A 14,523-nucleotide genomic window follows, 5' to 3' on the forward strand; every position below is an offset into this window, starting at 1 on the left:
AGTTGAGATGCGGACCCGCGAGGGTCCGGGGATCAGAGCTGACGGAAACGGCTGCGTACGCTGAAGGTTTCAGAGGTTACGTAACGTTCTACATCACGAACGCTCCGCTCATCCTGGCTCAGGTTCAGCGCCAGTTCATCCAGCAGTTCCCGGGCCGTGGGCTGCTTTTGATCGGGAAGCGTGGCCGGTTTCTCATCCAGCACATAGCCAAGAATAAAATAGGCAGTCACGGTGATCATAAACAGACCAAAGAAGAGTGACAGCACGACGATAACGCGCAGCAGACGCACCGGGATGTCGAGATATTCCGCTAGGCCGGCACACACGCCGCGTACTTTACCCTGCTGCGGAATGCGCCAGAGTTTACGATCGCCTGTCATGGCTGCCTCCAGTTTGGATGCTCCGCATCAAGAATCGCTTCCAGCGCCTGAACGCGTTCGCGCATACGTTGCGCCTCCTGCGTCAGCTGCTGCAGCCGCTGCATATCATTATTCGACAGTTCACCTGCGCTACGCCGGTTGCTGTAATGCAGCCATAACCAGATGGGCGCGACAAACAGCACAAAAATTGTCAGGGGTATGGCAAGAAAAAGTGCGCTCATTGACTCTCCTTAATCATCTACACTGTTTCAGCCGGGCCCGAAAACGGACCCGGACGCGATCACTCACCGCGGTTCATTCTGGCTTTCAGCGCGGCAAGCTGCTGGCTGATTTCATCATCAGCTTTCAGCTCAGCAAACTGCTGATCCAGCGTTTTTGATTTACCAAAGCGCTGGCTTTCCGCTTCAGCTTCCATATGGTCGATACGACGCTCAAAGGACTCAAAGCGCGCCATCGCATCATCAATTTTACCGCTGTCGAGCTGACGACGAACATCGCGTGATGAGGAAGCCGCCTGATGGCGCAGCGTCAGCGCCTGCTGGCGGGCGCGGGTTTCGCCAAGTTTGTTTTCCAGCTCGCCGATCTCGCCTTTCATACGCTCCAGCGTCTCATCCACCTGCGTGGACTCCTGCTGCAGCAGGCTAATCAGATCGGTGAGTTTCTGTTTTTCAATCAGCGCAGAGCGTGCCAGATCCTCTTTCTCTTTGCTGATCGCCAGCTCCGCTTTTTCCTGCCACTCCGACTGCTGGACTTCAGCCTGTTCAATACGGCGCAGCAGCTGCTTTTTCTCAGCCAGCGCGCGTGCTGAAGTTGAACGTACCTCAACCAGCGTGTCTTCCATTTCCTGAATCATCAGGCGTACCAGTTTCTGCGGATCTTCTGCGCGCTCAAGCAGCGAGTTGATGTTAGCGTTTACGATGTCAGCGAAACGAGAAAAAATACCCATAATGATGTTCCTCAATATTGTCATGTATATGGTCGGGACGCCTGTACTGCTTACAAGATGCGTGCCAACTTTTAAGTAGCTGATTTTCTTGACTGCAACGGGTTTACATTCCTGCTGTGAAAGGCCAGGATGAGTAAATTACACAACTGTTGGTGAAATTCATCATGGCTAATGGCAACGATAATCTGCTGGGTGAGTCGAATAATTTTCTTGAGATGCTGGAGCAGGTGTCTCAGCTGGCGCCGCTGGAAAAACCGGTGCTGGTGATAGGTGAGCGCGGCACCGGTAAAGAGCTGATCGCCAGCCGGCTGCACTATTTGTCTGAACGCTGGCAGGGCCCTTTTATCTCGCTTAACTGTGCCGCGCTTAATGAGAGCCTGCTTGACTCGGAGCTCTTCGGGCATGAGGCGGGCGCTTTTACCGGCGCGCAGAAGCGTCATCTTGGCCGCTTTGAGCGCGCCGATGGCGGCACGCTGTTTCTTGATGAGCTGGCAAACGCACCAATGCTGGTTCAGGAGAAGCTGCTGCGCGTAATCGAATATGGCCAGCTGGAGCGCGTTGGCGGTAATCACGCGCTGCAGGTTAATGTACGCCTGGTCTGCGCCACCAATGAAGATCTGCCCGCACTCGCTGCTGCCGGAAAATTCCGGGCGGACCTGCTGGATCGTCTCGCCTTTGATGTGGTGCAGCTGCCGCCGCTGCGCCAGCGACGCAGCGATATTCTGCTTATGGCGGAGCATTTTGCTATTCAGATGTGTCGCGAGCTGCGTCTGCCGCTGTTTCCAGGCTTCAGCGAACGTGCGCGGCGGGAGTTGCTGGATCACAGCTGGCCCGGCAACGTGCGCGAACTGAAGAATGTCGTAGAGCGTTCCGTGTACCGTCACCGCAGCACCGAAGAGCCGCTGGACACGATCATCATCAATCCGTTTGCTTCATGTGCCGCTGATTCCGCAGAGCCGCAGCGCCCTGCCGAATCAGCAGCCCTGCCCGCGCTGCCGCTCGATTTGCGCCAGTGGCAGTATCAGCAGGAGCGCGCGCTGCTGGAAATGAGCCTGCAGCAGGCAAAGTTTAACCAGCGACGTGCGGCCAGCCTGCTGGGTGTGACCTATCATCAGCTGCGGGCAATGATGAAAAAGCATGATGTTGAAGTGAAAGAGCTGCCCTGAGTATCCATACCGGAGGCTCAGGACATTTTCGGCAGATGTCTGACCGCTTTCACTTTCATGATTCGCTTACGGCTTTTGCGTTCAGCAGGCAGATAGATCATTTCAGCTTTCTCTTTAGGCGAAGTCTTCTGCTTTTTTTTGCTGCCGGATTTTACTGCCGGCGGCAGAAATGACGCTGTTTCCATCGGAATCAGGCAGTCCAGACACAATTTAACGCCACGATAATTTGTCTGTGAAACGGAAAGTGCCTGCTCTTTTGAATAACAACTGCCAATAAAAGTGCGCGCGTTGGCCGCAGGCAAATGCAGGCAACCAGCGCGATGCAACAAAAATCCACTCAGCGCATGATCGCTGACAAAATACTTTACAGGTTTAAGCATGAATGACGTATTAAATAGCAGCAACAGTTATCGTTAATTGCTGACATTATTCCTTTAAATATACAGGAGGGAAAGCGCAACTTTATCACCTGCTATAAACAGGATAAACAGCTCTCCGCACTTTAAGAAAAAAGAGATTTATTAAATATTTAACGCAGTTTAGAAAATATTTAAATCAGCTCGCGGCGAACTATTTTCTTGATATTAATAAACGGGAACCTCATTTTCTTTCTGCTGACAGATTATTCCTGGTTCAGCCAGCCGCTTTTCTTTTCAGGTAGTGGCATTGTATGATCTCTATGCGCTATCATAAGCAGTCGCCGCTTTCCGCCTCACAGGATTATCATTCGCTGTTCATGCGCTACCTTATTAACCACACCATAATTTATGACGCTAAGGCGAAAACCCTGTCTCACCGTGATGATGCCGATAACAAAATAAGCATTACACCCGGCTCTGTCGCTATTTTGCTCGATTTTTTCATCTCCTATCCGGATCAGATATGGACCAAAGCAGAGCTCGGTCAGCGGGCACTCGATCACTCTCCTTATTCCGGCTCAGAAGCCAATGTGAACAAAAGCCTGAGCCTGCTGCGGCGTTACCTCAGCGACCTGGGCGCTGAACGCGAGGTGCTTGCCACCGTGCCGCATCAGGGCATTATTTTCAGCGCTGCAGTAACAGAATATCCCGCGTCGGCAACCGAATCTCTTGCGTCAGCAAAGAGAATGCCAGCGCCGCACAGACGCCGGTTTCTGCTGCCGGCCTCGATTCTTCTGCTGATAATTATTACAGCCGTCACAGCTTCTTTTTTAACGGCCAGACCGGGCTGCATTACGATTGAGCGTGGCGATCGGGGCAGCCTCAGCGGCCTCAGAGAGAAACTGGATGACTTTGCACTCTGCCAGCGTCCCGCAGTGACTATTGATGGTATCCGCGACAGCAAACTGTCTGGCCAGCGCTATTCTATGATTGCGGTTTGTCCGCAGGATGATCGGCAATGTATCAACTATATCGAAAAATAATACGCTCCCCTCTGCATCTCAGCCTGCTGATTCTGTTTCTCCTGCTGACCACCGGCGTTGTGGTCAGGCTTATCATCAATGCGAATCCCTATCCTGAGATGAAGCAGTGCACTGCCACGATTACAGAAAGTATGGCTTCGGCTTCCGTGCAGGCGCGTTTTTCACGCGTGGTAACGATTCTGCATCAGCAGGGGTTTGCTCACGATACCGGGACAGTAACCGCAAACGGTAAGCAGTGGCGGTATAATCGCTTTTATACTTTTACCCTTGCAGCGGTGGAAGAAGATGCTTTCAGACTCACTCTCGCATCGGGAAATAAAGCGTTCGATGATGCCGTGCCGGATGCAATAATGCATCGCCTGCGTCCTGAGGCGGGAAGGCAGACACATATCACCCGAATCGAGCAGGTGGCTCCCGGCGTCTGGTTATTCTCGGGTCTCGCTTTCCCGCTTTATGCCTGCAGAGTTACTGAGCCGCACTAAGCCGATCGTTTTCGGACGCTGACTTAAGCGCTGAAGATGAGATACAGGGCCTGATACCAAACTTAAATGCTTCGAAATCTGATTCAGCTAGAATTTAATGCGTAATAAAAGGTAAATACCTTACCTTTATTCCGCTGCCACACGCCGTACGTCATCATTCTTTTCAAGCAGATTATTCATTTTTCATGCCCTGAATTGCACGCCGGGCATAAGTTGATAGCGAGCCTGAGCAATGATTCTGATTACGGATGATATTTTCTTTCAGTGGGGGTTTGAACAACTCTACCGCGATAATGATTATCTGAGCCATTTCCCACTGCTTATCATGGATGATGGTATCAGTAACCTTTACTTTCTTGATGCAAGACCCAACAGCGGCGGCCACTCTCTGACGGGAGATTCGGTTGCACTGTTTCTGGAGCGCCTGAAAATTGTTGTACCGCGTAATACGAATATTGAGCGTCTGCGTGGTTTACTGCAAAAATTTCAGCGCGGTGCTTTCTGGCACATATCAGTTTCCACCGGCCAGAAACGCGTTCTGCTTGATACCGGCCGTGGAATGAGTGAGGAGATGTCACGCTGCAGAATGGGAGTAGATTATAAAACCTGGTTTAATTTTAAAAACGCTGCGTTTAGCCGACTGGGCATCAAAAATAACGCGACCTACCTGAAAGCTATTTCGGTCTGGCGTGCCGGTGCGCAGGAGATCTTCTGCCGGGAAATAATCCGTTTACGCCTTGAAGAATCGGGTTATATCCGGCGCAGCCGCTGTTTTTCGGAGCGCTGTTTCAGCAGTCAGCCTTACTATATACCAGGCTGATTGCTTTCTGCCGTACATGATTTTTAATAACCGTCATACGCATGAAATTTATTTTAACGACCGGCTTTATTTTGACCTGCTGTTTTATCTCCATTCTGTTCTGCCTGACATGATATAAGCTGCGTGTATATCAGTATGTGACCGGTTCTGCTGAACGCAGCCAGTACAGCTGCCGCAGACCAGACGGGCTTTTTTCAAACTGACTGGTGTGGCAGCAAGGCGGCAAGTGAAGCGGAGACCGGGAGCATACAGCAGTATGTGACCGGTTCTGCTGAACGCAGCCNCAAACTGACTGGTGTGGCAGCAAGGCGGCAAGTGAAGCGGAGACCGGGAGCATACAGCAGTATGTGACCGGTTCTGCTGAACGCAGCCAACACAGCTGCCGCGCCAGTCAGGAAGAAAAAAAAGCCCGCACAGGGCGGGCAACATAATACTGGAAGCAATGTGAGCAATGTCGTGCTCTTCTCCGGCAGAGCCACCGGTGAAGCGCAGGAGAATAATAATCATTCCTATTATCATCTGTAAAGCTTTATTGAGAATTTTTCTCATTCCCACACACTTATTGCGCCTGTTTTTTGGGCAATATGACTGTTATTGCTGCGGGTATGCAGGGGAGTTTGGGAACTCTCCCTGGTTTGCGATACACTCTGGCTATTGCCTCAGAATCGTTGAGTTCTATGCTAAAAATTCTCTTCTCGCTGCTGCTGAGTTTCAGCGCTTTGAGCGCGTCTGCTGCGCCTGCGGAATCGATCCGTCAGACCGGCTTTGTCTATTGTGTAAACGGCAGCGTTAACACCTTTAACCCGCAGATGGTCAGCAGTGGCCTGGTGGTTGATACCCTGGCCGCGCAGCTCTATGACAGACTGCTGGATGTTGACCCTTATACTTATCGTTTAATACCCGATCTGGCGCAGAGCTGGGAAGTGCGCGATAACGGCGCAACCTATCGTTTTCATCTGCGGCGAAATGTCTCTTTCCAGCATACCGCCAGCTTTACGCCCCGCCGCACGCTGAACGCCGATGATGTGGTATTCAGTTTTGCGCGGATGTTTGACCGGCACCATCCGTGGCATAACGTTAACGGCGGCAGCTATCCCTATTTTGACAGCCTGCAGTTTGCCGACTCTGTCCAGAGCGTCAGGAAGCTGGATCGCTATACCGTAGAGATCCGCCTGAACGCGCCCGACGCCTCCTTTTTATGGCATATCGCCACCCATTATGCGCCGGTGCTGTCACAGGAGTATGCCGCGCAGCTGGATGCCAAAGGGCAGCAGGAGAAGCTGGATCGCGAACCGGTGGGCACCGGGCCCTATCAGCTGAGCGAGTATCGTACCGGACAGTATCTGCGCCTGGCGCGTAATCCCTGGTACTGGAAAGGCGTACCGCGCCTGCAGCAGGTGGTGATTGACCTGGGCGTTGGCGGCACCGGTCGTCTGTCAAAACTGCTGACCGGCGAGTGTGACGTGCTGGCTTATCCGGCGGCGAGTCAGCTCTCGATCCTGCGCGACGATCCGCGTTTACGCATGACGCTGCGCCCCGGCATGAATATCGCTTATCTGGCGTTTAATACCCGCAAAGCGCCGCTGGACCGGCCCGAAGTGCGGCACGCGCTGGCGCTGGCAATCAATAATGAGCGCCTGATGGAGTCCATTTATTATGGCACGGCGGAAACCGCTGCCTCTATCCTGCCGCGCGCCTCCTGGGCTTATGACAGCGACGCCCGCGTAACGGAATATAATCCGGACAAATCGCGCGCGGCGCTGAAAGCCCTCGGCATCGAAAACCTGACGCTGCGCCTGGTGGTGCCAACCACCTCCATGTCCTGGAACCCCAGCCCGCTTAAAACCGCAGAGCTGCTGCAGGCAGATCTGGCGCAGGTCGGCGTTAACGTTATTATCACCCCGGTTGAAGGCCGTTTTCAGGAAGCGCAGCTGATGGCGATGAACCACGATTTAACCCTGAGCGGCTGGGCCACCGACAGCAACGATCCCGACAGCTTCTTCCGTCCGCTGCTCAGCTGTGCGGCGATCCGTTCGCAGACCAACTATGCTCACTGGTGTTCTCCGGCATTCGATGAGTCTCTGCAGCGCGCCCTGCTCTCTCAGCAGCTCTCCGCACGGATTGAGAGCTATGACCGTGCCCAGCAGCTGCTCGCTCAGGAGCTGCCGGTATTGCCGCTCGCCTCTTCACTGCGCGTGCAGGCATACCGGCACGACATTCAGGGGCTGGTACTGAGCCCGTTTGGCAATGCCTCTTTCGCCGGCGTACATCGTGATGAGCAGAGCGGAGAGTAACCGATGATTATCTATTTACTGCGTCGTATGCTGCTGCTGGTGATCACCCTGTTTCTGCTGTCGCTGGTGAGCTTCAGCCTGAGCTATTTCACCCCGAATGCGCCGCTGGAAGGCGCGTCGCTTCTCGATGCGTGGTGGTTCTGGACCCAGGGTTTGCTGCAGTTTGATTTTGGCGTCTCCAGCATTAACGGGCTGCCGGTTGATCTGCAGCTGCGTGAAGTCTTCCCCGCCACGCTGGAGCTGTGCGTGCTCGCGTTTATGCTCGCGCTGCTGGCCGGGATCCCGCTCGGTATCTGCGCCGGCGTCATGCGTAAAAAATGGCCGGACAGAGCGATCAGCGCGCTGGCGCTGCTGGGCTTTTCCATGCCGGTATTCTGGCTGGCGCTACTGTTTACCCTGTTCTTTTCACTTACGCTCGGCTGGCTGCCGGTATCGGGTCGATTTGACCTGCTTTATCCGGTGCAGAATGTCACCGGGTTTGCGCTGATCGACGCCTGGCTGAGCCCGTCGCGCTGGCGTCATGAGATGCTGCTGAGCGCGCTGTCACATATGGTGCTGCCGGTAATCGTACTCGCCGTGGCACCCACCACTGAAGTGATCCGGCTGCTGCGCATCAGCACCAGTGAAGTGATGGATAAAAACTATGTTAAAGCGGCGGCCACCCGCGGCCTGTCGCGCTTCACCGTGATCCGCCGTCACGTGCTGCATAACGCCCTGCCGCCAGTGATCCCGCGGCTGGGGCTGCAATTTTCGACCATGCTGACGCTGGCGATGATCACCGAAGTCGTTTTCAACTGGCCGGGTCTGGGGCGCTGGCTGATTAACGCCATCCGCCAGCAGGATTATGCGGCCATTTCTGCCGGCGTAATGGTGGCGGGCGGGCTGGTGATTATCGTCAGCGTTCTCTCTGATATTCTTGGCGCCGCCCTGAACCCGCTAAAGCACAAGGAGTGGTATGCCCATCGATAACGTTTACGCCGAGAAGCGGCTGCCAAGCACGCTGCGCCTCAGCTGGCATCACTTCTACCGCGATACGGGCGCGATGATCGGCCTGTATGGCTTCGGCACGCTTCTGCTGCTCTGCCTGTTTGGCCGGCTGATCGCGCCGTACGGCATCGATCAGCAGTTTCTGGGCTATCAGCTGCTGCCGCCCTCCTGGTCACGCTATGGTGACGTCTCATTTTTCCTCGGTACTGATGACCTGGGCCGTGATGTGCTGAGCCGCCTGCTGAGCGGCGTGGCGCCGACGGTGGGTTCCGCGCTGATGGTGACGCTGCTGGCCGCGCTGGCCGCGCTGCTGCTGGGTATTCTGGCGGGCATGACGCGCGGCGTGCGTTCCGCCGTGATGAACCACGTTCTGGATACGCTGCTGTCAATTCCGTCACTGCTGCTGGCGATTATCGTGGTTGCTTTTCTCGGGCCGCAGCTGGCGCACGCCATGCTGGCGGTGCTGCTGGCGCTGATCCCGCGGCTGGTACGGGAGATCTACACCGCCGTGCACGATGAGCTGGAGAAAGAGTATGTCGTGGCGCTGCGTCTGGACGGCGCCCGCAATCTCAGCATTCTCTGGAACGCAGTGCTGCCCAACATTCTGCCGCTGCTGATTGGTGAGTTTACCCGCTCACTGTCAATGGCCATTCTTGATATCGCCGCGCTGGGCTTCCTGGACCTGGGCGCGCAGCTCCCTTCGCCGGAATGGGGAGCGATGCTGGGAGATGCGCTGGAGCTGATCTATGTTGCGCCCTGGACGGTGATGCTGCCGGGTGCGGCGCTGATGATAAGCGTCCTGATCGTTAATCTGCTGGGCGACGGTATCCGTCGCGCGGTTGAGGCGGGAGCTGAATAATGCCGTTACTGGATATCCGCAATCTGACGATTGAATTTATGACGCCGGAAGGCCCGGTCAAGGCGGTGGATCGCATTAATCTGACGCTGAGCGAAGGAGAGATCCGCGGGCTGGTGGGTGAATCAGGTTCCGGAAAAAGCCTGGTGGCTAAAGCGATCTGCGGCGTAACGAAAGATAACTGGCGCGTAACCGCCGATCGCATGGTATTTGACGACATCGATCTGCAGCGTCTTTCCCCGCGCGAACGGCGTAAAATCATGGGGCACAATGTCTCGATGATTTTTCAGGAGCCGCAATCCTGTCTCGATCCCTCGGAGAGCGTCGGCCGCCAGCTGATGCAGGCGATCCCATGCTGGACGCATAAGGGCCGCTGGTATCAGCGCCTGTGGTTCTGGCGTAAAGCACGCGCTATTGAATTACTGCACCGGGTAGGTATTCGCGATCACAAAGATATTATGCGCAGCTTTCCCTACGAACTTACCGAGGGCGAGTGTCAGAAAGTGATGATAGCGATTGCGCTGGCAAATCAGCCGCGCCTGCTGATTGCCGATGAGCCAACTAACGCCATGGAGCCTACTACCCAGGCGCAGATATTTCGCCTGCTGAGCCGCCTGAACCAGAATAACAACACCACGATTCTGCTGATCAGCCACGATCTGCGCACCATGAGCAAATGGGCTGACCGCATTAACGTGATGTATTGCGGACAGACGGTGGAGACCGCGCAGAGCGAGGAGCTGATGAGCACGCCGCACCACCCCTACACCCAGGCGCTGATCCGCGCCATGCCCGATTTTGGCAGCGCGCTGCCGCACAAAAGCCGTCTGAACACGCTTTCCGGCGCGATTCCGTCGCTGGAGCATCTGCCGATTGGCTGCCGGCTCGGCCCGCGCTGCCCTTACGCGCAGCGCAAATGCGTTGAAACGCCGCGCCTGACCGGCAGTAAATCGCATCTGTTTGCCTGTCACTTTCCGCTTAACCGGGAGCGTCAGTAATGGAAACCCTGCTGGAAGTACGCAACCTGAGCAAAACCTATCGCTATCGCACCGGGCTGTTTCGTCGCCAGCACGTCGAGGCGGTAAAAAATGTCAGTTTCACGCTGCGTGAAAAGCAGACGCTGGCAATTATTGGCGAGAACGGCTCCGGCAAATCAACGCTGGCCAAGATGCTGAGCGGCATGGTGGCTCCCAGTGCCGGTGAAATGCTGATTGACGATCACCCGCTGAGCTACGGCGACTACGGCTATCGCAGCCAGCGCATCCGGATGATTTTTCAGGACCCGTCGACCTCGCTGAATCCGCGCCAGCGCGTCAGTCAGATCCTCGACCTGCCGCTGCGTCTGAACACGGAGCTGGATGATGAGGCGCGCGAGCAGCGTATTATCAGCACGCTGCGTCAGGTCGGGCTGCTGCGCGACCATGCAGGATACTATCCGCATATGCTGGCGCCGGGCCAGAAGCAGCGCCTGGCGCTGGCGCGGGCGCTGATCCTGCAGCCCAAAGTGATCGTGGCCGATGAGGCGCTCGCCTCGCTGGATATGACCATGCGCTCTCAGCTGGTTAACCTGATGCTGGAGCTGCAGGAGAAACATGGCATCGCCTATATCTACGTCACGCAGCATCTTGGCATGATGAAACATATCAGCGATCAGGTGCTGGTGATGCATCAGGGTGAAGTGGTTGAGCGCGGCGGCACCGCAGATGTTTTAGCCTCGCCGCTGCATGAGCTGACCAAAAGGCTCATCGCCAGCCACTTTGGTGAAGCGCTGACCGCTGAAGCCTGGCGGCGCGCGCTCTGAATGGCGCCCGTCTCGCGGAAAACGCGGTGCGGTTTACCGTATTTGACACAGACGTGCTAGAATCCGCACGTCGATTAACGTCGGTCGTATACTTTTTAATCATCGCGACCGCCAACAACAATGACCATAAGGATTACAGCTATGGGTTTTCTTTCCGGTAAGCGCATTCTGATTACTGGCGTTGCCAGTAAACTCTCCATCGCCTACGGTATTGCGCAGGCGATGCATAAGCAGGGCGCAGAACTGGCTTTCACCTACCAGAACGACAAACTGAAAGGTCGTGTGGAAGAGTTCGCTAAAGAATTGGGTTCAGACATTGTTCTGCCTTGCGATGTGGCAGAAGATGAGAGCATCACTGCCCTGTTCACTGAGCTGGCAAAAACCTGGCCAAAATTTGACGGTTTCGTGCACTCTATCGGCTTTGCCCCGGGCGATCAGCTGGATGGTGACTACGTCAACGCCGTGACCCGCGAAGGCTTCAAAATCGCGCACGACATCAGCGCTTACAGCTTTGTGGCGATGGCCAAAGAGTGCCGCGCGATGCTGAACCCGAATGCAGCCCTGCTGACCCTCTCTTATCTGGGCGCAGAGCGTGCTATTCCAAACTACAACGTTATGGGTCTGGCGAAAGCGTCGCTGGAAGCTAACGTACGCTACATGGCTAACGCAATGGGTCCGGAAGGCGTGCGCGTCAACGCCGTATCTGCGGGTCCAATCCGTACCCTGGCAGCCTCCGGCATCAAAGATTTCCGTAAGATGCTCTCCCACTGTGAAGCGGTTACCCCGATTCGCCGTACGGTGACCATTGAAGACGTAGGTAACTCTGCGGCCTTCCTGTGCTCCGACCTGGCAGGTGGTATCACCGGTGAAGTTGTTCACGTTGATGGCGGCTTTAGCATTGCTGCGATGAACGAGCTGGAACTGAAATAAGTTCTGCAGGGGCGAGCCTGACTCGCCCCACTCCCTCTCTGACCGCACTATATACCCATTCGATATTAATTATTCCCCTTCATTCTTTTGCCTGCGCCTGACCATCAGCGACGATAAGCCTGCCCCCGAGTGGCGACACGCTTTTCAGAATTTCCCGTCGTACGCTCAGCCCGAATTTAGCGAAAGGATGGATTATGGAACAACGCCGTTTTACCGGCCATAACCTCTGGCTGTATGAAAGCCAGGCTCGCCCATACACCTCCACCACCGCCCCGCTGGTCCCCGAGGCCGCCCTGGTTAACGATAGATTTCTGCTCGGTTTGCAGCAGGAAGCAACGGTTTTACAGCCGCTGTTTCGTCATTTTCAGCCGGCGCTGCTGGCGGCTCGCGATGTCAGCCAGCTGCTGTTTCCTGACAGCCTGACGGCGTCGCAAACGCATACGCTGACACTCTATGACCGGCTGAGCGCGGCCCTGACGGTCGCCCAGGTAGCGGGCGTTCAGCGCCTGTGCAATCACTACTCAGCGCGCCTTAACCCGCTCCCCGGTCCCGACTCTTCCCGCGAGAGCAACAATCGCCTGACGCAGATGACGCAGTATGCCCGTCAGCTGGCGATGCAGCCGGCGCTGATTAACGCCCACAGCCTCGGTGCACTGGAGGCGGTGGGACTGACAGAACCCGATATCATCACGCTGACCCAGATTATCGGTTTCACAGGATTTCAGGCGCGGATGGTGGCTGGCGTGCAGGCGCTGCTGGCACAGCCGGTACGCTGGATCCCCGGCGCATCAGTGCCGCCCGACGCCTGCGCCACGCTGTTTGCTGACGATCATCTCTGCTCGCCCGGGCTGAAGCCGCTGGAGCGACGCTACGCCAGCCCGCAGCAGCTGAGCGCGCAGGCTGACTGTCTGAATGATAGCGATCTGGAGCCGCTGAGCTGGCTGCTGATGTATGATGCGCCGGTTCTGAGCGGCCTGCAGCGCCTGAAACAGCAGATGATATCGGTTAACCCGGAGGCGGAAGCGCTGGCGCTGGCGGTCAGCGCGCGTATTCACGGCTGTCGTCAGCGTTTTACACGCTACGCCGGTGAGCGGCGTGAAGCGTTGCTGGCTGACGCGGCGCATAATCGCGACGCAGTGGCTGCGCTGAGCGGGCAGCTGACGCGTCAGCCCGATCGGTTCAGTGCCGCCCACCTGCAGCCGCTGATCAATAGCGGCTGGGATCATACCGCCCTGTTTACGCTGTTGCAGAGAGTGGCGCTGGCCAGCTGGGAGGACCGGCTTACTATGGCGCTGGCAGAGACGCGTCAGTCATGAAGATGGCGGCGCGCCTCATCAAAAAAGTGCTGCGCCAGCGGTGAAGCACGCCCCGGCTCTGCGATCACCAGCGCAGCCTGCCGTCCCATCGGAGCCATATCGATCGGGCGGCGCGCCAGATTCTGCAGCAGCTCTGGCAGCAGATGTCCGCACGGTGAAACCATCACGCCGAGACCAACCTGCGCGCTCTGCAGCAGCTGCATAATAGATGCGCTCTCAACGATTACACGCGGCAGCAGGCCGGTTTCGCGCAGCTGCCCGTCCAGATAACGCCGGAAATAGCGCGTGGGTTCAGCCAGACAGAGCGGCTGCGCCGCCAGGGTATGCAGTGAGAGCCGCTGCTGCTTCAGCAGCGCCGGAAAGTGCTGCGGGTTAAAAATCGCTTCCACTCCGCCGTCGTTCAGCAGTGCCGTCTGAAAGTGCAGTTCGCGCAGAGCGGTCAGCTCAAAAAAGCCGATCCCGCCGTCAACGGTATGGCTGTTTAGCGCTTCCAGTAGTTGATCGGCGCTCATCGCTGCGACGCGATAGTCCAGCTGAGGATAGCGCGCCTCGACCGCTTTAAGCAGCGCCGGCAGCGCCACGCTGCACTGCGGCATTACGCCCAGCCGCAGCGTACCGTTTACGCCATGTTTGAGGGATTCAACTTCCAGCTTCAGCCCCTGATAAACGGAAACAATTTCCCGCGCCCAGGTCAGCACCCGCTCACCTTCCGGGGTAAAGCCATCAAAGTTATTACTGCGGTTAATCAGCGATAACCCCAGCTCACGCTCGAGATTTTTGAGCCGCATTGAGAGCGTGGGCTGGCTGACAAAACTCGCTTCTGCCGCCCGGCCAAAATGGCGCTCCCGCTCAAGATTACACAGGTAAATTAATTGTTTTATGTCTATTTTGATTACCTATCAATGGCTTATTAACTACAAAACGTCTGATGAAATTATTATGTACTAACCTGCGTAATAAATAAAAAATTGCTCAGATACAGTGTGCGGATGATCAGGTAGCTCAGCAGGAATGTCAAAATGAAACATCTCTGTTCCGCGCCTCGCACGTTATCTTCCCCAGCCCTGGATAGTCGCTCCACTGATACGCAACGTTGCCGGGTTTACCTTCGCAGCTGAGTCAACTCGCAGGAAGCCGTCCGGG

General features: G+C 55.9%; 16 protein-coding genes. 11 read left to right on the top strand and 5 right to left on the bottom strand.

All coding sequences use genetic code 11. The features are described from left to right. Nucleotides 1-32 precede the first annotated feature (32 nt). From pspC to pspA, 3 genes are read right to left on the bottom strand one after another with little or no spacing between them, the layout of a single operon-like run. Complete coding sequence (gene pspC / locus F3I15_RS00825) at nt 33-380, bottom strand: envelope stress response membrane protein PspC (protein ID WP_150016198.1); 348 nt, start codon at nt 378-380, stop codon at nt 33-35. Beyond that, nucleotides 377-601, bottom strand: a complete 225-nt coding sequence (pspB, locus tag F3I15_RS00830) for an envelope stress response membrane protein PspB (RefSeq protein ID WP_039384488.1) — start codon at nt 599-601, stop codon at nt 377-379. The genes pspC and pspB overlap by 4 nt, the downstream gene beginning before the upstream one ends. A gap of 59 nt (nt 602-660) precedes the next feature. Continuing rightward, complete coding sequence (gene pspA / locus F3I15_RS00835) at nt 661-1,326, bottom strand: phage shock protein PspA (protein ID WP_071668851.1); 666 nt, start codon at nt 1,324-1,326, stop codon at nt 661-663. A gap of 164 nt (nt 1,327-1,490) precedes the next feature. On the opposite strand from pspA, the gene pspF reads away from it, so the two are divergent. Next, entirely contained in the window at nt 1,491-2,492 is a 1,002-nt protein-coding gene (gene pspF / locus F3I15_RS00840; protein WP_150016199.1) for a phage shock protein operon transcriptional activator, read from the top strand. A gap of 17 nt (nt 2,493-2,509) precedes the next feature. Here the strand turns inward: pspF and F3I15_RS00845 are convergent, their stop codons facing one another. Then, nucleotides 2,510-2,872: a hypothetical protein gene (locus F3I15_RS00845; protein ID WP_150016200.1), complete on the bottom strand. Its 363-nt coding sequence runs from the start codon at nt 2,870-2,872 to the stop codon at nt 2,510-2,512. 290 nt (nt 2,873-3,162) lie between these two features. Between F3I15_RS00845 and F3I15_RS00850 the strand changes: the two genes are divergently transcribed. The 10 genes from F3I15_RS00850 to F3I15_RS00900 all read left to right on the top strand — a co-directional run bounded on the left by F3I15_RS00850 (nt 3,163) and on the right by F3I15_RS00900 (nt 13,380). Beyond that, nucleotides 3,163-3,894, top strand: coding sequence for a hypothetical protein (locus F3I15_RS00850; RefSeq protein WP_150016201.1), 732 nt, complete (start codon nt 3,163-3,165; stop codon nt 3,892-3,894). After that, nucleotides 3,870-4,376 carry a hypothetical protein gene (locus F3I15_RS00855; protein WP_150016202.1) on the top strand — a complete coding sequence of 169 codons (507 nt, stop codon included), beginning with the start codon at nt 3,870-3,872 and terminating at the stop codon, nt 4,374-4,376. Before F3I15_RS00850 ends, F3I15_RS00855 begins: the two co-directional genes overlap by 25 nt. 232 nt (nt 4,377-4,608) lie before the next feature. Beyond that, entirely contained in the window at nt 4,609-5,196 is a 588-nt protein-coding gene (locus F3I15_RS00860) for a hypothetical protein (RefSeq protein ID WP_150016203.1), read from the top strand. Nucleotides 5,197-5,873: 677 nt separating this feature from the next. Further along, entirely contained in the window at nt 5,874-7,490 is a 1,617-nt protein-coding gene (sapA, locus tag F3I15_RS00870; protein ID WP_150016205.1) for an ABC transporter substrate-binding protein SapA, read from the top strand. Between the two features lie 3 nt (nt 7,491-7,493). Beyond that, nucleotides 7,494-8,459, top strand: a complete 966-nt coding sequence (sapB, locus tag F3I15_RS00875) for a putrescine export ABC transporter permease SapB (RefSeq protein ID WP_150016206.1) — start codon at nt 7,494-7,496, stop codon at nt 8,457-8,459. After that, nucleotides 8,446-9,336 (top strand): putrescine export ABC transporter permease SapC, encoded by an 891-nt coding sequence (gene sapC / locus F3I15_RS00880; RefSeq protein ID WP_150016207.1) that lies wholly within the window; start codon nt 8,446-8,448, stop codon nt 9,334-9,336. The genes sapB and sapC overlap by 14 nt, the downstream gene beginning before the upstream one ends. Continuing rightward, a complete protein-coding gene (gene sapD / locus F3I15_RS00885; RefSeq protein ID WP_150016208.1) occupies nt 9,336-10,331 on the top strand; it encodes a putrescine export ABC transporter ATP-binding protein SapD in 996 nt (331 codons plus the stop codon). The genes sapC and sapD overlap by 1 nt, the downstream gene beginning before the upstream one ends. Further along, nucleotides 10,331-11,134 carry a putrescine export ABC transporter ATP-binding protein SapF gene (gene sapF / locus F3I15_RS00890; RefSeq protein WP_039384515.1) on the top strand — a complete coding sequence of 268 codons (804 nt, stop codon included), beginning with the start codon at nt 10,331-10,333 and terminating at the stop codon, nt 11,132-11,134. The genes sapD and sapF overlap by 1 nt, the downstream gene beginning before the upstream one ends. 141 nt (nt 11,135-11,275) lie before the next feature. After that, nucleotides 11,276-12,064, top strand: a complete 789-nt coding sequence (gene fabI / locus F3I15_RS00895; RefSeq protein ID WP_039384517.1) for an enoyl-ACP reductase FabI — start codon at nt 11,276-11,278, stop codon at nt 12,062-12,064. 194 nt (nt 12,065-12,258) lie between these two features. Then, entirely contained in the window at nt 12,259-13,380 is a 1,122-nt protein-coding gene (locus F3I15_RS00900) for an oxidoreductase (RefSeq protein WP_150016209.1), read from the top strand. Here F3I15_RS00900 and F3I15_RS00905 read toward each other — a convergent pair. Further along, a complete protein-coding gene (locus F3I15_RS00905) occupies nt 13,371-14,267 on the bottom strand; it encodes a LysR family transcriptional regulator (protein ID WP_150016210.1) in 897 nt (298 codons plus the stop codon). The genes F3I15_RS00900 and F3I15_RS00905 overlap by 10 nt on opposite strands. Nucleotides 14,268-14,523: the final 256 nt, after the last annotated feature.

This window comes from Pantoea sp. M_9 (assembly GCF_008631385.1).
Lineage (GTDB): Bacteria > Pseudomonadota > Gammaproteobacteria > Enterobacterales > Enterobacteriaceae > Pantoea > Pantoea eucrina.